The following is a 23,106-nucleotide window of genomic DNA, read 5'->3' on the forward strand; positions in this document are numbered from 1 at the left end:
TTATCCTCAAATCAATCCTGCCAGATGGAACTCTTCGTATAACCGTTTTGGCGTCAGTGGCAGTGTATTGATTGCAACACCGGTAGCCATCTTCACCGCGTTACGAATAGCAGCGGCAACAGGAATGATTGGTGGCTCACCCAGTGACTTATGTCCGTATGCGGATTGCGGTTCATTGATTTCGACAAACGCGCTTTCCAGTTGTGGCAGATCCGGCATGGTCGGCATTTTGTAATCCAACAGATTTGGGTTACGTACCACGCCGCTTTTCGCGTCGATGATCATCTCTTCAAATAGCGCCCAGCCAATGCCCATTCCCATCCCGCCGTGTACCTGGCCTTCTGCCAGCAGCGGATTAAGAATATGCCCCGAATCATGAACGTTGAGAATGCGATTGATAGTGACTTTGCACAGCGCAATATCGACTGTAAGGTCAACAAAGGTGCAGCCAAACGCCGGTGGGTTAGTGGTAGTTTTGATAGAACTTTCTGCAGAAAGCTGTCCGCCACGCTCGGGATGATAAAACGCATCCATTGCCAGATCTTTTAATGACAACAACGACTCTTCTGGTCTTTCAACCAGCACGATTTGGCCTTTTATCAAGGTCAGATTCATCGCTGACTGATGTAGCATGGCTGCGGCGTGAGCGATGATTTTCTCTTTCAGCAGCAGCGCCGCACTGCGCAACGCTGGCGCGGCAACGTAGCTCTGACGTGATGCAAACGCGCCGGGGTCGAATGGTGTAATATCGGTGTCTTGTGTCGAAATTACGCGGACATCGCTGACCGGGACACCCACGGTTTCTGCCACCATTTGTGAGAACACGGTGTCGGCACCCTGACCGATTTCTGTAGCGCCGCTTTGCACGTTGATGGTTCCATCCTGATTCATCAACAGACGGGCGCCCGCGATTTCGACCCCGACAGGCCAGGTGTTAGAGGTGTAGCTAAAACAGGCAACGCCAACGCCTCGCCGCAAATTGCCTTGCTGGTTCTGACACTCTGCGCGGCGTTTTTCCCATTCAAAGATTTTCCGCCCTTTTTCAAGACACTCTGGTAATCCGGCGCTGTAAATACGTTTGCCCGTGAGCGGATTTGCATCGCCTTCTCGAGCAGCATTACGTAAACGAATTTCTACTGGGTCTAGTTCTAACGCGGTAGCGGCGTCATCCAGCATTGATTCGACAGCAAAAACGACTTGCGGTGCGCCATAACCACGCATCGCGCCTGCCGAGGGCAGATTGGTATAGCAGGTCTTTGAACTGTAGGCATAAGCACAACGAGGATAAAGGTAAGCGACTTTGTTACCGCCTGCGGAAGCGATGGAGTGACCGTGGGAGGCATAAGCGCCGGTGTTGGACAGAACATCCAGACTATAACCTTTCAACGTACCATCACGATTCACGCCCATTTGCCCATCAATGGTAAAGGCGTGGCGGGTTCGGGTTGCGAGAAAACACTCTTCACGGCTAAGGGAAACTTTCACCGGAATGCCCCCGAGCTTGCTGGTCAGGAAGGCCGCCATTGGCTCTTCCAGCACATCCTGTTTATTACCAAAACCGCCGCCGACAAACGGTTTGATGACTCGCACACACGACCAGGGAATATCCAGCGCCTGACCGACAACGCGGCGAACAATATGTGGGATCTGCGTACTGGAGACGATGGTAATTCGCGAGTCATCCTCCATCCATGCCAGTGAGGTCACACTTTCCATATGGCAATGCTGAATGACCGGTGTCTGATAATGCCCCTCGATCTGGTAATCTGCCGCATCGATTGTTTGCTGGACATTGCCCGTCGACATCGTGCTTTGTTTAAGTAAATTGCCGCCGTTATGGATTGGTGCAGCGTCTTCTGCCAGTGCCGCTTCTGGTGTGGTGATAACGGGTAATTCTTGCCACTCAATGCTGACTAGTTGCGCCGCTTTTTCTGCCGTGAGCTCATCGCGGGCCACGACGATGGCAACGGCATCACCATGATGACGAACATGGCGGGTTAACAGTGCGCGATCGGCGGTATCGCGTTTGTTTTCGTCAAGTGTCCAGGCATGTCCTGCCGTAGCGAATGGGATATCCGGTACATCCTCCCAGGTAAAAATCGCCAGTACGCCCGGCAGGCTTCTGGCCTTTTCATCGTCAATATTTACGGCATAACCATGTGCGATAGGGCTACGTACATATTTTGCGTAACACATGCCCGCCATAACATAATCATCAGTATATCGTGCCCGCCCGGTAACCTTAGCAATGGCATCTACGCGCATACATGATTCACCTGTAGCGGTTGCTTCCCGCGCTTCCATAGAAATCCCCTTGATTTGAACATTTGGTTCTTATGGCAATGATTTAGTCTTTGCAGGCAAGAATTACGCCAGAAACGACTATAAGCATGGGGGGAGGAGGGAAGTGTGATGTTGTTAATAAAACGCCAGGGATGATGCGTTTTTATCAGCAAAGAAAGAGAGGGCTGTGTATCAATATGAGTGTGATAAAAATCATTGTGATAAATGAATATTAGGCGACAGTCAGGATGCCTTCTTTTGCGTTATGATGATGTGCAAATGGGGGATCGCTATCCTAATGGATTCATTCACAATTCTTGATTTGTACATCCATTTTCCGAGCAATGGATTGGGTATCTGACAGGTGGCTGCTATGATATAGCGTCTTGTTTTTTGAGCGAGGAAAGATTTTGAGCGCAGGACGCCCGAATAAAAAAACGCTGGGTATCGTGATGCTGTTATCGGCAGGGCTGCTTCTGGCGGGCTGTTCTGGTAGCAAATCATCAGACACAGGAACGTATTCCGGCTCCGTTTACACCGTGAAACGGGGGGATACGCTTTATCGTATTTCACGCACCACGGGAACAAGCGTAAAAGAACTTGCCCGGCTCAACGGCATTTCTCCACCCTATACCATCGAAGTTGGTCAAAAGTTGAAGCTTGGTGGGGCAAAAAGTAACCGCAATTCGAGAAAATATACAGCCAAATCAACGACGAAAACAGCGTCAGTCACTCCACCACCAGTGGTTCCGAAATCTTCATGGCCGCCCGTCGGACAACGTTGCTGGTTATGGCCAACGAGTGGAAAAGTTATCATGCCTTACTCAATGGCAGATGGCGGCAATAAAGGGATTGATATTGCTGCAGCGCGCGGGACGCCAATATATGCAGCCGGCGCCGGTAAGGTGGTGTATGTCGGTAACCAATTACGTGGCTACGGTAATCTCATCATGATTAAACACAGTGAAGATTACATCACTGCCTACGCTCATAACGACACGATGCTGGTAAACAATGGGCAAAATGTTAAGGCTGGGCAAAAGATAGCGACGATGGGCAGTACGGATGCTGAATCTGTGCGGTTACATTTCCAGATTCGTTACCGCGCTACGGCGATTGATCCTTTGCGCTACTTGCCGCCACAGGGCAGTAAACCAAAGTGCTGATGGTGAATTAATCAGCAGTCAGTAGCAAGGCACTTGCTAAGAAGAGCGTAAGGTTTATAATGCCTTACGCATCTCAAAGCGGGCGTAGTTCAATGGTAGAACGAGAGCTTCCCAAGCTCTATACGAGGGTTCGATTCCCTTCGCCCGCTCCAGTTTTTATATCCTCATTTATTTTTCTTTTTTTATCGAAAACTTCCATTCTTTTAATGTGCTTACATCAAGTATGGCTGAATCAAATAACAACAATCAAAAATAAGTAGGGCTTGTGTGCTCCTCGACATTAGCAGCCATAAACGAGTTTGCATTCGTTATACCAGTCGAGGATTATCACGACTCACGCTACTGCATATTGACTATTAAAATCGATATTATTGTTAGTTTTTGTTAATTGCTTTAACTTTTGGATGTTATTAATAATAACTAAATAGCATTCTTTCTCTGTTCCTTGATAAACGAGTGTGCATTTTTTATTCTGTGTTGCAGAAATATATGCATTAATGCATTTTTTTATTACCACAGCTTTATGCATATTAGGTTCAAGTAACAGAGCTTGATCTATACAAGCAATTGCATCCTCAATTCTATCGTTATATATATTTACCAGTGAACGATAATAGTATAAGGCGGCGATATCTAATATTTGTGTCTGCGCATGTTCAAAAAAAATACGTGATGTCGTTGCTTGTCCAGAAAGACCAGTTATCAATCCCATGATTCCTAAAATCTTTCCATCACAAATAGTTTTATCTGACACCTTATCTATAAATGCTAATGCTTTTTGAGTTGCATCTTTATGCTCATTCATACCATGAAGAGCCAGGGATATATAGCATTCAGCCAACAGGCAATGACACTCATTTATTAGAGACGGAATATTGTGTTTTTTTTTCAGGTGTTCAAATATCGTTATTGCTTTGACAATGCTTTCAGGTGTGAACTCATTTAGCGCGTTTTTTCCGTTAGACATTTCTTTTGATAAAATATGGTCATTAAAAGAATCGCGTTGATTAATCAAGCCCTGTGCAGCTTTAGGCTTCTTCATAGCCAGATACAAGTTACTTATTATAAATTGTGATACTTTTTGTATATCATCCGCTTGCAGATGTGTGCTGGCAACAAGATAAAAGCTTTTTGCATCGATCACCTCAACATATAAACTATTTGATGTTCCATGTTGGCTGATTCTTCCGGTTATAAAATAATCCGGTTTGAATCTGGCCAGAAAAGCTGTTTGAGATTTATTATCTATACAATATTGGGTTGCTGCCAGTGGGTATATATAAAGGTCATCATTTTTTTGGTTTGAGATAAGTTGTACAAGATCCTGATTTAGTGTTAATGGATCATGATGACTGTGAGATGTTGTAAATGGAAATAAAGCAACCGTACTTCCTTCTTCATTATTTTGGTTCCCTTTTATTTTGAAAACTTGCCCACTGAATCGATAGCCTTTCCTGTATATAGTTTCTATACAGCGGGTATAACCGATGCGTTCAAAAATACATCTTAATGAATATATACACCGTGTAAGGGACTCGTCACTTACAATCACATTTTTCCACACGGACTCGATGATCATATCTTTTGATACAACATTGCCAGATGATTCAAGCAATACAAATAATACGCCCAGCTCTTTCGGAGGTATGTAAGATTGCTCATTCCCTTTTGTAAGAATACCATCTTCTGTAAGAATGATTCCATCAGGAAAATGATATGAAAACTTAATTTCTAAATCCATTAGCTAACCCCTGTAAAGTTTATGGTTATTTACGTCCTGAATGAGTAATAGATATAACTGATATTCATATATGTTTTATTAAACTGTATATGATTTTGTATATATAAAATTCCATGACTGTTTGCATTAATTTATAGAGGATTTTTTCGAATGTAACCTGAAATGTCCTTAATTAATGCTTTTTAATCATGTTTCTACGTAACTAATTGAAAGACAATGATAAACTGACGAAGCTATCATTCCTTAACTGAGTGCTGATTTTGATTTAAGATAAGAAAACATACTCAGACAACAGCTATATATCGAGTTCTAACCTTGTTTGTGAACGTTATAGTAACGATAGCTTTCTCTGGCAATTTATTATTGTTTTTGATATGCCAGATATGAAAAATATTTGTTTGTTTTTTACATCATCATATATATCACCATTTTACAATGGAGTATTCTCACTGGGAATATTTCCTTCGAATTAATACCTAATTTGAAGAGTGAGTGTCATACTGAGAGAAGGGGAATATATTGTTGATGTTTTTAGGGAGTGGAAGGTTGCTATATAGATGTGTATGGTTATAAAAAATTATAGAAATATTACATGTGTTATTATTAATATTTTTATCTCGGTCGTGTCAGGGGTTACCTTGCACAGTACATAATTGCCCTGTTACTAATGTTAAAAAGAAAACCGCGATTACCTTGTGTTTGTATATTATAGCTTATCATTTTTCCTGAAAAGACATAGAAGTCAGGAAGAAGTAGTGCCAGTTTATCATCCTCAACTTGATCAATAATATCGAATTTATTTATTTTATTGGAGGTGAGATGCAAGGTGTTATAATTTTCAGTCCATGTGTATTCAATATCACGTCGAATTGCTTTATAAGCCTTTGTATTTTGTTTCCATGTGCCGCTCAGTGCAACTATGCCTGTCTTTTTGTTTTTATTATACATAAAGTCAAGGGTAAGATTGGCTTGTCCCTGGTCATTAAAAATAACCCAGTTAGCCGTACATTTTTCATTGTATGCGATTTGCTGTTTAGAATAATGATAGGTAATAAAAAGAACAAATCCGCTAATAAAACATAAAATAAGTATTAGGGCTTTTTTATAACGAGTCACGATTAATCCCACGATAAGACAAAGTTAAACAACCTGCAACTTCGTTATTTCTATAGCTTTTTTTGCAGGCCATAACAATCAAGCCCGGAAACGATCTGGCGAGAGGGAAATATAGCCATGGATATTTTTTGCAGTCAATTCCTGACGCTAATATATGCTTTTTATATTTATCAAAATCTTTCAGGCCATTAATGCTATCTTCTGTTACATTAAAATGACAACCATTTAATTCTGCAACAGTCCTGTAATCTCTAAAGAATGGTTTGGGTTGATTATTATTCCATAGTAAAAATGCGGTAAGCAAACCCACACCAAATGCACTTAACATGAGTAAATAAAATTTAGAGTGCCGGAGTATGTTCCTGACATGATTATCTGGAGCAGAATTTATCTCTTTAACCCCATCTGTAACGTTCAAACTGAGGGGAGAGTTGTGCTTTTGAACATCTATTGCAGAGAGGGGGGTATGATTTTCTATGTTGATATCGTTATTGAGCTTGAACCCTTTTCTCGGCACGGTTGCAATAAGCGAATGGGTCGTATCACCAACCGCGCGAAACCCACGCCTGATAATCGATATGTTTTGGTATAACGTGTTGACCGGTACACGCATACCTTCTTCTTCCCAGACTCTGGAGAAAAAGTCCTGCTGGGCGACCACATCTGGAAAAGCTTCGAGTAGCAACGATAAACACCTGCTTGCGGGCGTTGTCAGAACAACGTTCAACTCGGCGTCATGTACCGAAATTAATTTCTTGTGTTCCGGCCAGAACTCAATATTATTGTTAATAATCCAGTACATAGGTCAATAAAACACAGCATCAAGAAAATTCAAATGAGATAGTTTGGTAAGTATATTAGTATTCATCTAATAAATATATATTAATTTTATATTCATTATGACAATTATAATTGCAATATATTAATGCAACTTAAATAACCATGTGTGTTAACAAATTTAACGGTTATAACGTCTGCTTTTATGGTTTTTTCTCTCATGAATTTTTGAATAGCACACAAAATTCACATGATTAAACTAAAAATTAACAAGCGGACTTGAAGCTCATCGTATAAAACACGGGCATCATTATAAATGCCCGTATATACAATAATTATTATTGCCGATAGTTACGCTTCAATGCTGAACTGAGTTTGAGCGTATAAATAATTCGTTTATTTTACCACCCATCCTTTTTTCAATTCTTTGCTTGTAGGCGTAGATGCTACGGATATCCATGTCGAGAGTGTCTGCAATCTGATATGGATTATAGCCAGAGACCATATGCCCCATTATGGTGAACTCCATTTGAGTCAACGTATTGCCTCTGGTAAATGACAGGTAACGACCAATAAACAACTGCCTGATCTTCTCGTTAGCAACATCCAGTCCATCATCATTATATATAATGGCTGATATTGCGGGGTTGTGTTTTCTCCAGTAATTAGCAAGAGATTGCATATTCCTGTCGCTTATCAACACAATTCCCATTTCCGTACTTGCAAGATACTCAATCCAGTCTTTATCCAGAAAAAGACGTAAAAAACTTACTGAAAAATCTACAAAAATGTATCCGCTTAATCGAGCATTGTGATTTTTACTTAATATGCCTTCAACCACACCACGATTAAAATACGAACTATCTTCGGGCCACATACAAAAACAGGCGTTTGCACAATACTGCAAGCGCGGTGACTTTTCTGGCATTATTTGGCAATGCATTGAGCAACTATTGCATGTAAGACTTTTATATCTACTACAAAGTCTCATGTTAATAACCTCCCTATTCATAGATAATCGCATAATTTCATTGGTTATTGATGATGTCAATACACTCTGATTTAATAAGCTTTTAATTGGAATTTGCGTTTAATCTGTATTTGATATTATTCTCAATAAGATATTTAAGAATGCATCATTAAGTTTTAAATATGGCTGGGTTTCACTCATTTAACCATGTTTAGCTTATCGCAAATCAGATAAATGCCTAATACATTAGGAATATCTATACTGCAAATTGTTTTCGAATAACCAGACGATATCGTGTAAATCTAAGTGACGCATCTTAAATAGTCTTATTTAAGATGTTCAGATTTTTACTGAGGATAACAGCTTGATATTGTTTGTTTATGCTATAGATAGTCAGGAGGGTGATTAATGGTGGAGAGGCATTGTAAGAACTGGAATGGTTCAAAATAATGACTATTTTGAACCATTCTCATCAGCGATTAACTAAAGAACATTACCGACACGCACAGGATACCCACGATCAACGTAATTAGATTTCCGATGGAGCGCCAGGGTTTAAGGGCTGGAATGAGATACGTAGACAGTGTTGGCATGATAAAAAGAATCATGGCAATGAGCGGACCACTGATCGCGTAAATCATCGAAATTGCGTTAGGGTTGATGCAGCAAACAATGAAAGTAATCAGTGACACCAACATAATTGACAGCGCGCGGTTAAATGCACGGCTTTTTTTAACTCCTGCCTGCTGTAACGTGGTTTTGACTAATTCCGTCGCACCTTCAATAACGCCAAAGTAGGTGCCTAAAAATGATTTAGACATTGCAACTACCGCGACAATAATCCCGGAAATTGACAACCATGCAGGGGAATTTGGCAGCATAGACAGTGCCGATAAAATGGTGACGCCTTCCTCTTTTGCTGCCTCAATATATGAAGGTGGAATTGATAACAGGCAGCTAAACACGAAGAACAGCACGCTCACACAGATGATGAGATAAGCGACCTTCATAATTTTTTTGCATTTATCCATAGCGTGTTCGCCGTATTTTTCTCGTCTGTCGATGGCAAACGTAGAAATAATCGGAGTATGGCTAAAGGCGAAAACCATCACGGGAATCGATATCCATATCTGGTGAAGGGTATTCTGATTGAACTCTACCTGGGTTGTTAATAAAGAAGGCTGCCAGCTACCGACCAGGTAGATGGAAAGAAATAAGAAGTAAGCAATCAGCGGGAAAACCAAAAATCCCATTACCCGAATTGTGGCATGACGGCCCATCAGAAAAATAAGATTCAGGATTAACACAACGCCAAGACTCACCAGCATACGGATGCGTAGATCAATGACCATATGCTTCGCCAGCTGTTCAGTGAGTGAGTTGGTGATTGCCACTGCGTATATCAGTACAACGACAAAAAAGGCAATGAAGTACAGAGTGGTAATCAGATTACCGATCTTCTTGCCATAGTAGTGAGTTACCGCGCCAGTGATCCCTTCGCCTGCCGATGTTTTTGAAGAAAGGATGAACTGGCACAAGGCCTTATGTGGCCAATATGTTAAAGGCCAGGCGACCAGTGCAGTAATAAACAGGACCACCGCTCCTGCTGAACCTAATTGAATAGGAAGGAAGAGCGTGCCTGCGCCAACGGCTGTGCCGTAGAGTGCGAAGCTCCAGAGAGTTTCTTCTTTTGACCAAATTTTAGACATTATTTGAACGTATCATCTACAAATTAAACAAAATGGAGGGCAATTTACCATAAACCAGGCCGGACATGGGAGATTAACGCTATATCAACCTCTGGATTGGTGTGTTAGTAGATGCAAACCTTGCGTGCCAGTCAGATATCATCCTCTCTTCTTACGGTAAATTTCCTTTGTGATAAAAATCACTTTTTTTAAACATTTTGGATAATTGAAATTAACAATCATTTACTATTGCGCTGTTAATTGGTGCGAGGTTGTGATGAAAGATGTTGTGATTGTCGGTGCGTTACGAACACCTATCGGCTGCTTTCGTGGAGCGTTGGCTGGTCATTCTGCAGTAGAATTAGGCAGTCTGGTCGTGAAAGCATTATTAGAGCGCACCGGCGTTGCTGCACATGCGGTGGATGAAGTGATTCTTGGACAGGTTCTGACTGCCGGGGCAGGGCAGAATCCAGCACGGCAATCGGCCATTAAAGGTGGTCTTCCCAACAGCGTTTCGGCAATTACCATTAATGATGTTTGTGGTTCTGGGCTAAAAGCTTTGCATCTTGCTACTCAGGCGATCCAGTGTGGCGAGGCTGATATTGTTATTGCCGGTGGTCAGGAAAATATGAGTCGTGCGCCACATGTTTTGACTGATAGCCGCACCGGAGCACAGCTTGGCGATAGCCAATTGGTTGATAGCCTGGTGCATGATGGCTTGTGGGATGCATTCAATGATTACCATATTGGTGTCACTGCCGAAAATCTGGCGCGCGAATATGGTATCAGTCGTCAGTTACAAGATGCCTACGCACTTAGCTCACAACAGAAAGCGCGGGCGGCCATTGATGCCGGACGATTCAAAGATGAGATCGTCCCGGTCAGAACGCAAAGCAATGGGCAGTTACTGATTGTTGATACCGATGAGCAGCCGCGTACCGATGCCAGTGCCGAAGGGCTGGCTAGTTTAAATCCGTCCTTTGATAGTCACGGTTCTGTTACCGCAGGAAATGCCTCATCCATCAATGATGGCGCGGCTGCGGTAATGATGATGAGCGAAGCTAAAGCACATGCGTTGAATTTACCCGTACTGGCACGTATTCGCGCCTTTGCCAGCGTTGGTGTTGATCCTGCGCTGATGGGCATTGCTCCTGTGTATGCGACTCGCCGTTGCCTGGAGCGTGTAGGCTGGCAGTTGGCTGATGTCGATCTTATTGAGGCTAATGAAGCATTTGCCGCGCAGGCGCTTTCTGTTGGCAAGATGCTTGAATGGGATGAACGCCGGGTCAATGTCAATGGCGGCGCGATTGCATTGGGCCATCCGATTGGCGCCTCTGGTTGCCGCATTTTGGTTTCTTTGGTTCATGAAATGGTGAAACGCAACGCTCGTAAAGGATTGGCTACACTCTGTATTGGTGGTGGTCAGGGCGTGGCGTTAACTATTGAGCGTGACGATTAGAGCTGTATTTCTTCCTTATCCGTTAAACCTCTACCGCCATCAAGCTGCTTTATAATGATGGCTGGCACGTCTATGCATATCCCATATAGAACCTGACTTTTTCCTTTCCCCTGCTTATTCGTGATCGATACTACACTTTTCACAATCGCCATCATTAAAAATGAAACAATGTTTTATTTTTAATTGAAAAGAGCACATCACGGGCTTATCATCCTTCAATAGAAAAACGAAACGATGTTTCACAATCGTTCTGATTTCACACTTCAATGATTATCGGAGGTTGATGTGGACGTAAGACAAAGCATCCATAGCGCGCACGCGAAAACACTGGATACCCAAGGGCTGCGCAATGAATTTTTGGTTGAAAAGGTATTCGTCGCGGATGAGTACACCATGGTTTACAGCCACATTGACCGTATTATTGTTGGCGGCATTATGCCGGTAGCAAAAACGGTTTCCGTTGGTGGGGAAGTAGGAAAACAACTGGGCGTGAGCTACTTTCTTGAGCGCCGTGAGCTGGGCGTTATCAATATTGGCGGAACCGGTACGATTACCGTCGATGGCCAGTGTTATGAAATCGGTCACCGCGACGCCCTCTATGTTGGTAAAGGTGCAAAAGAAGTTGTTTTTGCCAGCATTGATAGCGCCACTCCGGCGAAGTTTTATTACAACTGCGCGCCTGCTCACACGACGTATCCCACCAAAAAAGTCACGCCGTCTGAAGTGTCTCCGGTTACGCTGGGCGATAATCTCACCAGTAACCGCCGCACGATTAACAAATACTTTGTGCCGGATGTGCTGGAAACCTGCCAGTTGAGTATGGGGCTAACAGAACTGGCACCGGGAAACCTGTGGAATACCATGCCGTGCCACACCCACGAGCGCCGGATGGAAGTTTACTTCTATTTCAACATGGACGATGACGCCTGCGTTTTCCACATGATGGGGCAACCGCAAGAAACGCGTCACATTGTGATGCATAACGAACAGGCGGTGATTTCCCCAAGCTGGTCTATCCATTCAGGTGTAGGAACCAGGGCTTATACCTTTATCTGGGGCATGGTCGGTGAAAACCAGGTCTTTGATGATATGGACCACGTTGCCATTAAAGATCTGCGCTAGTCGCGGATATACATGAATAAGGTATTATCATGATTTTAAATGCATTTTCTCTTGAAGGTAAAGTTGCAGTTGTCACCGGTTGTGACACTGGGCTGGGGCAGGGAATGGCGTTGGGTCTGGCGCAAGCGGGCTGTGACATTGTTGGCATCAACATTGTTGAGCCAACAGAGACTATTGAACAGGTCACTGCGCTGGGGCGCCGTTTTTTAAGCCTGACCGCCGATCTGCGTAAGATTGATGGTATTCCAGCACTGCTGGATCGTGCAGTGGCAGAATTTGGTCATATTGATATCCTGGTGAATAACGCCGGATTAATTCGTCGCGAAGATGCTCTCGATTTCAGCGAAAAAGACTGGGACGATGTGATGAATCTGAACATCAAGAGCGTGTTTTTCATGTCCCAGGCGGCGGCGAAGCACTTTATCGCGCAGGGCAATGGCGGCAAGATTATTAATATCGCGTCAATGCTTTCATTCCAGGGCGGGATCCGCGTGCCCTCATACACCGCATCAAAAAGCGGCGTAATGGGTGTGACGCGCCTGATGGCGAACGAATGGGCAAAACACAACATCAACGTTAACGCGATTGCTCCGGGTTACATGGCGACCAACAATACTCAGCAACTGCGGGCTGATGAACAGCGTAGTGCGGAAATTCTGGATCGTATTCCTGCGGGGCGTTGGGGGTTGCCGAGCGATCTGATGGGGCCGGTGGTGTTTCTGGCATCCAGTGCTTCTGACTATGTTAATGGCTACACCATTGCCGTGGATGGTGGCTGGTTAGCACGTTAATTCATTTTGCTTACATTTATGACCCTGTCACATTGGCAGGGTTTTTTATTTCTGATAATCAACATAATCCATATCACGGCTATTAAATAATCCATATCAATTATCAATTGATGAGTTTTATTGGTTTTATATGCTTTAAAATTAGTTGGTTAATTATAATGTCATTAATTTCACTTAATTTTAAAAGTGTAATGTCCATCACATAACTGCATGTGGCAGCAATTTAATCCATATTTATGCTATTTCCGACCTGACACCTGAGTTAATTGTTCACGTATTTTTTCACTATGTCTTACTCTGTGCTGGCAGGAAAAAATGGTTACTATCAATACGGAATCTGCTTTAACGCCGCGCCCTCTGCGCGATACGCGGCGTATGAATATGTTTGTTTCGGTAGCTGCTGCGGTCGCGGGATTGTTATTTGGTCTTGATATCGGGGTTATCGCAGGTGCATTACCGTTTATCACCGATCACTTTGTGCTGACCAGTCGTTTGCAGGAATGGGTGGTCAGTAGCATGATGCTTGGCGCAGCAATCGGTGCGCTGTTTAACGGCTGGCTGTCATTCCGTCTGGGACGTAAATACAGCCTGATGGCTGGTGCTGTGCTGTTCGTATTGGGCTCAATAGGATCAGCGTTTGCCACCAGTGTCGAAATGTTAATCGCTGCCCGTGTGGTTCTGGGGATTGCGGTGGGGATTGCCTCTTACACTGCGCCACTGTATCTCTCTGAAATGGCGAGTGAAAAAGTGCGTGGCAAGATGATCAGTATGTACCAGTTAATGGTCACGCTTGGCATCGTTCTGGCGTTTTTATCCGACACAGCATTCAGCTATAGCGGTAACTGGCGCGCAATGTTAGGTGTTCTTGCCTTACCGGCAGTTGTGTTGATTATTCTGGTGGTCTTCCTGCCGAATAGCCCGCGCTGGCTGGCGGAGAAAGGGCGTCATATTGAGGCGGAAGAAGTGCTGCGTATGCTGCGCGATACGTCGGAAAAAGCGCGAGAAGAACTCAACGAAATTCGTGAAAGCCTGAAATTAAAACAGGGCGGTTGGGCGCTGTTTAAGATCAACCGTAATGTCCGTCGAGCAGTGTTTCTCGGTATGTTGTTGCAGGCGATGCAGCAATTTACCGGTATGAACATCATCATGTACTACGCGCCTCGCATCTTCAAAATGGCGGGCTTTACGACCACAGAACAACAGATGATTGCGACTCTGGTCGTGGGGCTGACATTTATGTTCGCCACCTTTATTGCTGTCTTTACAGTAGATAAAGCGGGGCGTAAACCAGCACTGAAAATTGGTTTTAGCGTGATGGCATTGGGAACTCTGGTGCTGGGCTATTGCCTGATGCAGTTTGATAACGGAACTGCTTCCAGTGGTTTGTCCTGGCTCTCTGTTGGCATGACAATGATGTGCATTGCCGGTTATGCGATGAGCGCCGCGCCAGTGGTGTGGATCCTGTGCTCCGAAATTCAGCCGCTGAAATGCCGCGATTTTGGTATTACCTGCTCGACCACCACAAACTGGGTGTCGAACATGATTATCGGCGCGACCTTCCTGACTCTGCTCGATAGCATTGGTGCGGCAGGTACGTTCTGGCTCTACACTGCGCTGAACATTGCGTTTGTTGGCATCACCTTCTGGCTTATTCCGGAAACCAAGAATGTCACGCTGGAACATATCGAACGTAGACTGATGGCTGGTGAGAAATTGAGAAATATCGGTGTCTGATTTCACAGGCCGGATGTGCTGTACATCCGGCCTTTTTTTCGCTAATAGAGATCTGGCACCAGGCCGTTGAGGCGTTTGTTTCGTTCCTTAATCAGCTCTGTTGCGGTAACTCACATCAGGAGAGAGGAATGAAAACAATTGGTTTGCTGGGAGGAATGAGCTGGGAATCCACCATTCCTTACTATCGCCTGATAAATGAAGGCATTAAACAGCGACTTGGCGGGCTTCACTCTGCGCAAGTGCTGCTACATAGCGTCGATTTTCATGAAATAGAAGAGTGCCAACGTCGCGGTGAGTGGGACAAAACAGGAGAGATTCTTGCCAGTGCGGCGCTTGGATTACAGCGGGCTGGAGCAGAAGGTATTGTGTTATGTACCAATACGATGCACAAAGTTGCAGATGTCATCGAGTCTCGTTGCTCACTGCCTTTCTTACATATTGCGGATGCCACCGGGCGTGCCATCACCCGTGCTGGAATGACGCGCGTGGCGCTGCTGGGAACGCGCTACACCATGGAACAGGATTTTTATCGTGGACGGCTGGCAGAGCAATTTTCTATCGATTGTCTGGTGCCTGAAGCGGATGAGCGGGCGAAAATTAATCAGATTATTTTTGAAGAACTGTGTCTGGGGCAATTTACCGAAACGTCACGCGCTTATTATGCGCAAGTCATTACTCGTCTCGCAGAACAGGGGCGCAGGGCGTGATTTTCGGTTGTACTGAAATTGGTTTACTGGTGCCAGAGGAGCGCAGTGTCCTTCCCGTGTTCGATACCACCGCTCTCCATGCCGAGGATGCCGTCGCCTTTATGCTGTCGTAATTCGCTACAAAATAGCGTTAAGTGAGGCAACCAGATTCGGTAAACCTGCCTGTAAGTGCTCACTAAATGCTTGCACCAGTGCTGATGACGGGCGGTGAAGGGGGCGAATCAGGCTAACGGTAAACGGAACTGCAATGCTAAATCGCCGCACCACTAAACCGCTTGCCGCATAATCCAGTGCGGTGAGCGGGTTAACCACGGAAACTCCCGCCCCCGCCCGTACCATCGCGCAGACTGACGCGGCGCTGTGGGTCTCCACAATCATGCGGCGTTTAACCTGATGTTCATTAAATAGTTGATCCAACAACTGGCGATAGCTATCAGTACGGGAAAGGCTGATGTAATTCTCACCCTGAAAATCTTCCGGCGTTAATACCTCTTTTGCCGCCAGCGAATGCCCCTGTGGTAAAACACAGACTTCATCTAAAGACAGTAATTCAGTACGTTCCGTACCCGCAGGCGTATGCAGCGTCTCTGTGAGGCCTAAATCATGGCGCTGGGCTGAGAGCCACTCTTCAAGTAGCGGCGATTCCTGCGGCACAATGTTTAAGCTGACTTCAGGATAGCGGGCCAGAAACGGTTGCATCAGTGGCGGCAAAAAAGACTGCGAAAAGACCGGCAGGCAGGCAATAGACAGTTCGCCCTGGCGAAACTCGCGCAAACTTTCTGCGGCACTGACAATGCGATCCAGGCCGTACCAGGATCGCTGCACCTCTTCGAACAGCCGCAGCCCTTGCACGGTAGGATGTAATCGTCCACGTACGCGCTCAAACAATTTCAGCCCAATCACTTTTTCAAAGCGCGCCAGTTCGCGGCTGACAGTGGGTTGTGAAGTATGTAGCAGTTGTGCCGCATCAGTCAGGCTTCCGGCGGTCATCACCGCATGAAAAATTTCAATATGACGTAAGTTAACGGCGGCCATCTGCTTAATCTCATTCTTCGGTAATCCATATCATTTTTGCATAGACCTGGCATAAATCGATATTTTTTATTCTTTTTATGATGTGGCGTAATCATAAAAAAGCACTTATTCAGATTGTTGACAATGTGCGCTTTGTTGATGCGCCTACAAGATCTTGCAAATTCAATATATTGCAGGAGCTATGTAGGCCTGATAAACGAAGTGCATCAGGCAATGTTTTATTCGCCGTCAGCCTCACTTATTCGGAGTTTGTTATGCCACATTCACTGTTCAGCACCGATACCGATCTCACCGCCGAAAATCTGCTGCGCTTGCCTGCAGAATTCGGTTGCCCGGTTTGGGTCTACGATGCACAAATCATTCGTCGGCAGATTGCGGCTCTGAAGCAGTTTGATGTGGTGCGCTTTGCGCAGAAAGCCTGCTCCAATATCCATATTTTGCGCTTAATGCGAGAGCAGGGCGTGAAAGTAGATTCCGTCTCGTTGGGCGAAATCGAGCGCGCGCTGGCGGCGGGATACAATCCACAAACGCATCCCGATGATATTGTTTTTACCGCTGATGTTATCGACCAGGCTACGCTCGAGCGTGTCAGTGAATTACAAATTCCGGTGAATGCGGGTTCTGTCGATATGCTCGACCAACTAGGCCAGGTTTCGCCAGGGCATCGGGTATGGCTGCGCGTTAACCCGGGGTTTGGTCACGGACATAGCCAAAAAACCAATACCGGCGGCGAAAACAGTAAGCACGGTATCTGGTATACCGATCTTCCCGCCGCACTGGAAGTAATACAGCGGCATCAATTGCAGCTGGTCGGCATTCACATGCATATTGGTTCCGGTGTTGACTATGCGCATCTGGAACAGGTGTGTGGTGCGATGGTGCGGCAGGTTATCGACTTTGGTCAGGATTTACAGGCGATTTCTGCTGGCGGTGGGCTTTCTGTTCCTTATCAGCAGGGAGAAGAAGCGGTTGATACCGAACATTATTATGGCCTGTGGAATGCGGCACGTGAGCAGATCGCTCATCATTTGGGTCACCCTGTGAAACTGGAAATTGAACCGGGTCGCTTCCTGGTGGCGCAGTCTGGTGTATTGATTACCCAGGTGCGAAGCGTCAAACAGATGGGGAGCCGCCACTTTGTGCTGGTTGACGCCGGGTTTAACGATCTGATGCGTCCGGCAATGTACGGCAGTTACCATCACATTAGCGCACTGGCGGCTGATGGTCATTCCCTTGAGCACGCACCAACGGTGGAAACCGTTGTCGCCGGGCCGCTATGTGAATCGGGGGATGTTTTTACCCAGCAGGAGGGGGGGAATGTCGAAACTCGTGCTTTGCCGGAAGTGAAAGCGGGGGATTATCTGGTACTGCATGATACTGGCGCATATGGCGCGTCAATGTCATCAAACTACAATAGCCGCCCACTGCTGCCAGAAGTTCTGTTTGATAATGGTCAGGCGCGGTTGATTCGCCGTCGCCAGACCATTGAAGAATTACTGGCGCTTGAGCTGCTTTAATCGCGGCTAGTTGCTGGAGGCGTTATGACTTGCCTCCAGAGACGGTGTTGAAACTGAATGGCGACGTACCAGCGTTGGACTAAAGACGTTGGTAATTTCAGGAAGCGGGTGATTGTTCGCCAGTGCCAAAGCCAGTTCGGCAGCCTGAGTCGCCATCGTTACAATTGGATAGCGTACTGTCGTCAAACGCGGACGCACATAGCGTGATACCAGCACATCATCAAAGCCAATCAATGAAATCTCACCCGGTACATCAATACCATTATCATTGAGTACACCCATCGCGCCCGCCGCCATTGAATCGTTATAACAGGCCACGGCAGTGAAATTTCGCCCCCTTCCCAGCAGTTCAGTCATTGCCTGTTCGCCGCCGCTTTCATCCGGTTCGCCAAAAGTTACCAGCCGATCATTGGCCGGAATACCGCTTTCGGCAAGGGCATCGTAATAACCCTGCAGACGATCTTCGGCGTCAGAAATAGAGTGGTTAGAGCAGAGATAACCAATGCGAGTATGGCCTTGTTGAATCAAATGACGCGTCGCCAGCCAGGCACCATAACGATCGTCCAGTGCGATGCAACGATTCTCAAACCCCGGAAGGATTCGGTTGATCAGCACCATACCGGGCATTTGTTTCATCAATGCTGTCAAATCGGCATCGGGAATCATTTTGGCATGAACGACCAGTGCGGCGCAGCGATGGCGGATCAACTGCTCAATGGCCTGACGTTCTTTTTGTTCGTTGTGGTAACCATTACCAATCAATAAAAAATTACCCGTGTGATAAGCCACCTGTTCAACCGCTTTCACCATTGCGCCGAAAAAAGGATCGGAGACATCGCCAACAATCAAACCAACAGTTTCGGTGGCTTGTTGTGCCAGCGCCCGGGCGTTGGCGTTCGGGTGATAGCTAAGAGACTCCATTGCACTATGTACAGCCAGCCGGGAAGCTTCGCTGGCTTTGGGAGAATTATTAATGACGCGGGAAACTGTGGCGACTGAAACGCCTGCCAGTCGGGCTACATCCTTTATGGTCGCCATGAAAATACCTTTGTGGGTAAACGCTTACATTGTGTCAGTGTTACGGAAAACGTCCGTTGGTTCAAGGGGCGTGGTACTTTCAGCGCGGGGAATGTGAGCGAAACGCAAATAATTAAGACAAAAAAAGAGATTGCAAACCTTTGGTTACACTTTGCGAAACGCTGTTGCGATTGACCGCTGGTGGCGTTTGGCTTCAGATTGATAAAGTGGTGATCCCAGAGGTATTGATAGGTGAAGTCAACTTCGGGTTGATCACATGAATTACACCAACCTGCGCAGATGCGCAGGTTTTTTTTGTCTGTCATCAATCTGTAACAGTAACCGATAATTTACACACCTGGTTGCATTTCCCTTCACTCCTTTGCGTTTTCTCGCTGGCGAACAGTCTGTGTGCAGACCACAATCAAGATCCCAGAGGTATTGATTGGTGAGATTATTCGGTACGCTCTTCGTACCCTGTCTCTTGCACCAGCCTGCGCGGATGCGCAGGTTTTTTTTCGCACCCATTTTACTGTCGCTCGCGTTCTCCTTCTGGTGTAATCTCGCACCATTCGCTTTTACTGAAGAATGAGCAAAGGGAGTTGGAATGCTTTTTAGCTTTTTTCGTAATTTGTGCCGTGTCCTGTACCGTGTTCGCGTGACAGGCGACACCCAGGCACTGAAGGGCGAGCGCGTTCTTATCACGCCCAATCACGTCTCATTTATTGATGGCATATTACTGGCGCTGTTTTTACCCGTTCGCCCTGTCTTTGCCGTTTACACCTCCATCAGCCAGCAGTGGTATATGCGTTGGCTGAAATCATTTATCGACTTCGTTCCCCTCGACCCGACGCAACCTATGGCAATTAAACATCTGGTACGTCTGGTGGAACAGGGCCGACCGGTGGTGATTTTCCCTGAAGGACGAATCACGACAACCGGCTCGCTGATGAAAATCTACGATGGCGCGGGTTTTGTCGCTGCGAAGTCAGGTGCGACAGTCATTCCAGTGCGTATTGAAGGGGCGGAACTTACGCACTTCAGCCGCCTGAAAGGTCTGGTTAAACGTCGCTTGTTCCCGCAAATTCATCTGCATATTTTACCACCAACGCAGGTACAGATGCCGGATGCGCCGCGTGCCCGTGACCGTCGCAAAATCGCTGGCGAAATGCTGCATCAAATTATGATGGAAGCGCGTATGGCAGTGCGCCCGCGTGAAACGTTGTACGAATCCTTTTTGAGTGCGATGTACCGCTTCGGTGCGGGTAAAAAGTGTGTCGAAGATGTCAATTTTACCCCTGACACCTATCGTAAATTACTTACTAAAACGCTGTTTGTCGGGCGCATTCTTGAAAAATACAGTGTTGAAGGGGAACGCATCGGCTTAATGCTGCCCAATGCGGGCATCAGTGCGGCAGTGATTTTCGGAGCCATCGCACGTCGTCGCATTCCCGCAATGATGAACTACACCGCCGGGGTAAAAGGGCTGACCAGCGCCATTACGGCGGCTGAAATCAAAACCATCTTCACTTCCCGCCAGTTTCTCGATAAAGGCAAACTCTGGCATCTGCCGGAACAGTTAACTCAGGTACGTTGGGTCTATCTGGAAGATTTAAAAGCGGACGTCACCACTGCCGACAAAGTGTGGATCTTCGCGCATCTGCTGGTGCCGCGCCTGGCACAGGTAAAACAGCAGCCAGAAGAAGAGGCGCTGATCCTCTTTACCTCCGGTTCTGAAGGTCATCCGAAAGGTGTTGTCCATAGCCATAAAAGCATTCTGGCGAACGTCGAGCAGATTAAAACCATTGCCGACTTCACCACCAACGATCGCTTTATGTCGGCATTGCCACTGTTCCACTCTTTTGGTCTGACTGTTGGCCTGTTTACGCCCCTGCTGACGGGCGCAGAAGTCTTCCTTTATCCAAGCCCGCTGCATTACCGCATTGTGCCGGAACTGGTGTACGACCGCAGTTGTACTGTGCTCTTTGGCACCTCGACCTTCCTCGGTCACTACGCGCGCTTTGCCAACCCGTATGATTTCTATCGTCTACGCTATGTGGTGGCAGGCGCAGAGAAACTGCAAGAAAGCACCAAACAGCTTTGGCAGGATAAATTTGGCCTGCGCATTCTTGAAGGTTACGGTGTGACGGAATGCGCGCCGGTGGTGTCCATCAACGTACCGATGGCGGCGAAACCAGGTACGGTAGGGCGTATTTTGCCTGGTATGGATGCTCGGCTGCTGGCGGTTCCGGGTATCGAAGACGGTGGTCGCCTGCAACTGAAAGGGCCGAACATTATGAACGGCTACCTGCGGGTAGAGAAGCCGGGTGTGCTGGAAGTGCCCACCGCCGAGAATGTTCGCGGCGAGATGGATCGCGGCTGGTATGACACGGGCGATATCGTGCGTTTCGACGAGCAGGGCTTTGTGCAGATTCAGGGGCGCGCGAAACGCTTTGCCAAAATTGCAGGCGAAATGGTGTCGCTGGAAATGGTGGAACAACTGGCTATTGGCGTTTCACCAGACAAAATGCATGCCACTGCGATTAAGAGCGATGCCAGCAAAGGTGAGGCGCTGGTGCTTTTCACCACGGACAGTGAACTGGCGCGCGATAAACTGCAACAGTATGCCCGCGAGCACGGCGTGCCGGAACTTGCCGTACCGCGCGACATTCGCTATCTGAAACAGATGCCATTACTGGGCAGTGGTAAACCTGACTTTGTCACGTTGAAAAGCTGGGTAGACGAAGCGGAACAACACGATGAGTGAGTCAGTGCACACTAACACTTCGCTGTGGTCGAAGGGGATGAAAGCGGTTATCGTCGCGCAGTTTCTCTCTGCGTTTGGCGATAACGCGCTGCTGTTTGCCACTCTGGCGTTACTGAAAGCACAGTTTTATCCGGAGTGGAGTCAGCCCGTCCTGCAAATGGTGTTTGTAGGTGCTTACATTCTTTTTGCGCCGTTTGTCGGGCAGGTGGCCGATAGCTTTGCCAAAGGTCGGGTGATGATGTTTGCCAACGGTCTTAAGCTGCTGGGTGCTGCCAGTATCTGCTTTGGCATCAATCCCTTTCTCGGCTATACGCTGGTCGGCGTGGGAGCAGCGGCGTATTCACCGGCGAAATACGGCATTCTTGGTGAATTGACCACTGGCAGCAAGTTAGTGAAAGCTAACGGTTTAATGGAAGCCTCCACCATTGCAGCGATTTTGCTCGGTTCCGTAGCCGGTGGTGTACTGGCTGACTGGCATGTCCTGGTCGCTCTGGCAGCATGTGCGCTGGCCTACGGTGGTGCGGTCGTCGCCAATATCTACATTCCAAAACTGGCGGCGGCGCGTCCGGGGCAGTCGTGGAATCTCATCAACATGACCCGCAGTTTCCTGAATGCCTGCACCTCGTTATGGCGCAATGGCGAAACGCGATTTTCGCTGGTAGGCACCAGTTTGTTCTGGGGAGCAGGCGTCACGCTGCGTTTCCTGTTAGTGCTTTGGGTGCCGGTGGCGCTGGGCATTACCGATAACGCTACGCCGACCTATCTCAACGCCATGGTGGCGATTGGCATCGTGGTTGGTGCCGGCGCGGCAGCGAAGCTGGTCACGCTGGAAACCGTTTCACGCTGTATGCCCGCCGGGATTTTAATTGGCGTGGTGGTGCTGATTTTCTCCCTGCAACATGAGCTGCTGCCAGCCTATGCCTTGCTGATGTTGATTGGCGTGCTGGGCGGCTTTTTTGTCGTTCCATTGAATGCGTTACTCCAGGAACGAGGTAAAAAAAGCGTCGGGGCGGGGAATGCGATTGCAGTACAGAACCTGGGCGAAAACAGTGCCATGTTGCTGATGTTGGGGATTTATTCACTGGCGGTAATGGTGGGGATTCCGGTCGTGCCCATTGGCATTGGCTTCGGTGCGCTGTTTGCGCTGGCAATAACGGCGCTGTGGGTCTGGCAACGCCGTCATTAATATTTAACGCCGGGTAACCCGGCGCTAATG

The 23,106-nt window shown here is 46.8% G+C and carries 16 protein-coding genes, 1 tRNA gene and 1 pseudogene; 10 read left to right on the forward strand and 8 right to left on the reverse strand.

Translation table 11 applies throughout. From position 1 onward, the window contains the following. Nucleotides 1–6 precede the first annotated feature (6 nt). Entirely contained in the window at nt 7–2,304 is a 2,298-nt protein-coding gene (xdhA, locus tag HEM79_RS09165; RefSeq protein ID WP_176242579.1) for a xanthine dehydrogenase molybdenum-binding subunit XdhA, read from the reverse strand. A gap of 389 nt (nt 2,305–2,693) precedes the next feature. Between xdhA and actS the strand changes: the two genes are divergently transcribed. Further along, a complete protein-coding gene (actS, locus tag HEM79_RS09170; RefSeq protein ID WP_176242576.1) occupies nt 2,694–3,449 on the forward strand; it encodes an amidase activator ActS in 756 nt (251 codons plus the stop codon). A gap of 78 nt (nt 3,450–3,527) precedes the next feature. Beyond that, nucleotides 3,528–3,601: transfer RNA gene (locus HEM79_RS09175), tRNA-Gly, on the forward strand. A gap of 182 nt (nt 3,602–3,783) precedes the next feature. Here the strand turns inward: HEM79_RS09175 and HEM79_RS09180 are convergent. From HEM79_RS09180 to HEM79_RS09200, 5 genes are all read right to left on the reverse strand, one after another. Then, nucleotides 3,784–5,190: a winged helix-turn-helix domain-containing protein gene (locus tag HEM79_RS09180; RefSeq protein ID WP_176242574.1), complete on the reverse strand. Its 1,407-nt coding sequence runs from the start codon at nt 5,188–5,190 to the stop codon at nt 3,784–3,786. Nucleotides 5,191–5,823: 633 nt separating this feature from the next. Then, entirely contained in the window at nt 5,824–6,306 is a 483-nt protein-coding gene (locus HEM79_RS09185; RefSeq protein WP_176242572.1) for a hypothetical protein, read from the reverse strand. Further along, nucleotides 6,293–7,108 carry a winged helix-turn-helix domain-containing protein gene (locus HEM79_RS09190; protein WP_176242571.1) on the reverse strand — a complete coding sequence of 272 codons (816 nt, stop codon included), beginning with the start codon at nt 7,106–7,108 and terminating at the stop codon, nt 6,293–6,295. Before HEM79_RS09190 ends, HEM79_RS09185 begins: the two co-directional genes overlap by 14 nt. Before the next feature lie 333 nt (nt 7,109–7,441). Then, on the reverse strand, nt 7,442–8,074 hold the full coding sequence (locus HEM79_RS09195) for a helix-turn-helix transcriptional regulator (RefSeq protein WP_010354900.1): 633 nt from the start codon (nt 8,072–8,074) through the stop codon (nt 7,442–7,444). 458 nt (nt 8,075–8,532) lie between these two features. Continuing rightward, nucleotides 8,533–9,762, reverse strand: a complete 1,230-nt coding sequence (locus tag HEM79_RS09200; protein ID WP_000036850.1) for an amino acid permease — start codon at nt 9,760–9,762, stop codon at nt 8,533–8,535. A 256-nt stretch (nt 9,763–10,018) separates the two neighbouring features. Here HEM79_RS09200 and HEM79_RS09205 point away from each other — a divergent pair, with 256 nt between their 5' ends. From HEM79_RS09205 to HEM79_RS09225, 5 genes and pseudogenes are all read left to right on the forward strand, one after another. After that, nucleotides 10,019–11,200: an acetyl-CoA C-acetyltransferase gene (locus HEM79_RS09205; RefSeq protein WP_000656049.1), complete on the forward strand. Its 1,182-nt coding sequence runs from the start codon at nt 10,019–10,021 to the stop codon at nt 11,198–11,200. A 285-nt stretch (nt 11,201–11,485) separates the two neighbouring features. Further along, nucleotides 11,486–12,322, forward strand: coding sequence for a 5-dehydro-4-deoxy-D-glucuronate isomerase (gene kduI, locus HEM79_RS09210; RefSeq protein ID WP_000383242.1), 837 nt, complete (start codon nt 11,486–11,488; stop codon nt 12,320–12,322). Between the two features lie 29 nt (nt 12,323–12,351). After that, nucleotides 12,352–13,113 carry a 2-dehydro-3-deoxy-D-gluconate 5-dehydrogenase KduD gene (kduD, locus tag HEM79_RS09215; RefSeq protein WP_000602499.1) on the forward strand — a complete coding sequence of 254 codons (762 nt, stop codon included), beginning with the start codon at nt 12,352–12,354 and terminating at the stop codon, nt 13,111–13,113. Nucleotides 13,114–13,428: 315 nt separating this feature from the next. Then, nucleotides 13,429–14,847 carry an arabinose-proton symporter AraE gene (gene araE / locus HEM79_RS09220; protein ID WP_021551316.1) on the forward strand — a complete coding sequence of 473 codons (1,419 nt, stop codon included), beginning with the start codon at nt 13,429–13,431 and terminating at the stop codon, nt 14,845–14,847. Between the two features lie 128 nt (nt 14,848–14,975). After that, nucleotides 14,976–15,667: pseudogene (locus HEM79_RS09225) on the forward strand (aspartate/glutamate racemase). A gap of 4 nt (nt 15,668–15,671) precedes the next feature. Here the strand turns inward: HEM79_RS09225 and lysR are convergent. Beyond that, nucleotides 15,672–16,589: a DNA-binding transcriptional regulator LysR gene (gene lysR, locus HEM79_RS09230; RefSeq protein ID WP_176242569.1), complete on the reverse strand. Its 918-nt coding sequence runs from the start codon at nt 16,587–16,589 to the stop codon at nt 15,672–15,674. Between the two features lie 254 nt (nt 16,590–16,843). On the opposite strand from lysR, the gene lysA reads away from it, so the two are divergent. Beyond that, complete coding sequence (gene lysA / locus HEM79_RS09235; protein WP_001120728.1) at nt 16,844–18,106, forward strand: diaminopimelate decarboxylase; 1,263 nt, start codon at nt 16,844–16,846, stop codon at nt 18,104–18,106. A 6-nt stretch (nt 18,107–18,112) separates the two neighbouring features. Here lysA and galR read toward each other — a convergent pair whose 3' ends face one another. Further along, nucleotides 18,113–19,144, reverse strand: coding sequence for an HTH-type transcriptional regulator GalR (galR, locus tag HEM79_RS09240; RefSeq protein ID WP_000201036.1), 1,032 nt, complete (start codon nt 19,142–19,144; stop codon nt 18,113–18,115). A gap of 586 nt (nt 19,145–19,730) precedes the next feature. Between galR and aas the strand changes: the two genes are divergently transcribed. Next, complete coding sequence (aas, locus tag HEM79_RS09245; protein WP_176242567.1) at nt 19,731–21,890, forward strand: bifunctional acyl-ACP--phospholipid O-acyltransferase/long-chain-fatty-acid--ACP ligase; 2,160 nt, start codon at nt 19,731–19,733, stop codon at nt 21,888–21,890. Beyond that, nucleotides 21,883–23,076 (forward strand): lysophospholipid transporter LplT, encoded by a 1,194-nt coding sequence (gene lplT / locus HEM79_RS09250; RefSeq protein ID WP_000004643.1) that lies wholly within the window; start codon nt 21,883–21,885, stop codon nt 23,074–23,076. The genes aas and lplT overlap by 8 nt, the downstream gene beginning before the upstream one ends. The last annotated feature ends 30 nt before the right edge of the window (nt 23,077–23,106 follow it).

It is taken from the genome of Escherichia sp. 93.0816, assembly GCF_013368855.2.
GTDB lineage: Bacteria > Pseudomonadota > Gammaproteobacteria > Enterobacterales > Enterobacteriaceae > Escherichia > Escherichia ruysiae.

Excerpts from the sequence above, each read along its gene's own strand:
- xdhA (WP_176242579.1), bottom strand. The coding sequence starts at position 2,304 with ATGGAAGCGCGGGAAGCAACCGCTACAGGTGAATCATGTATGCGCGTA.
- HEM79_RS09180 (WP_176242574.1), bottom strand. The coding sequence starts at position 5,190 with ATGGATTTAGAAATTAAGTTTTCATATCATTTTCCTGATGGAATCATT.
- HEM79_RS09190 (WP_176242571.1), bottom strand. The coding sequence starts at position 7,108 with ATGTACTGGATTATTAACAATAATATTGAGTTCTGGCCGGAACACAAG.
- HEM79_RS09195 (WP_010354900.1), bottom strand. The coding sequence starts at position 8,074 with ATGAGACTTTGTAGTAGATATAAAAGTCTTACATGCAATAGTTGCTCA.
- HEM79_RS09200 (WP_000036850.1), bottom strand. The coding sequence starts at position 9,762 with ATGTCTAAAATTTGGTCAAAAGAAGAAACTCTCTGGAGCTTCGCACTC.
- HEM79_RS09205 (WP_000656049.1), top strand. The coding sequence starts at position 10,019 with ATGAAAGATGTTGTGATTGTCGGTGCGTTACGAACACCTATCGGCTGC.
- kduD (WP_000602499.1), top strand. The coding sequence starts at position 12,352 with ATGATTTTAAATGCATTTTCTCTTGAAGGTAAAGTTGCAGTTGTCACC.
- araE (WP_021551316.1), top strand. The coding sequence starts at position 13,429 with ATGGTTACTATCAATACGGAATCTGCTTTAACGCCGCGCCCTCTGCGC.
- lysR (WP_176242569.1), bottom strand. The coding sequence starts at position 16,589 with ATGGCCGCCGTTAACTTACGTCATATTGAAATTTTTCATGCGGTGATG.
- lysA (WP_001120728.1), top strand. The coding sequence starts at position 16,844 with ATGCCACATTCACTGTTCAGCACCGATACCGATCTCACCGCCGAAAAT.
- galR (WP_000201036.1), bottom strand. The coding sequence starts at position 19,144 with ATGGCGACCATAAAGGATGTAGCCCGACTGGCAGGCGTTTCAGTCGCC.
- aas (WP_176242567.1), top strand. The coding sequence starts at position 19,731 with ATGCTTTTTAGCTTTTTTCGTAATTTGTGCCGTGTCCTGTACCGTGTT.
- lplT (WP_000004643.1), top strand. The coding sequence starts at position 21,883 with ATGAGTGAGTCAGTGCACACTAACACTTCGCTGTGGTCGAAGGGGATG.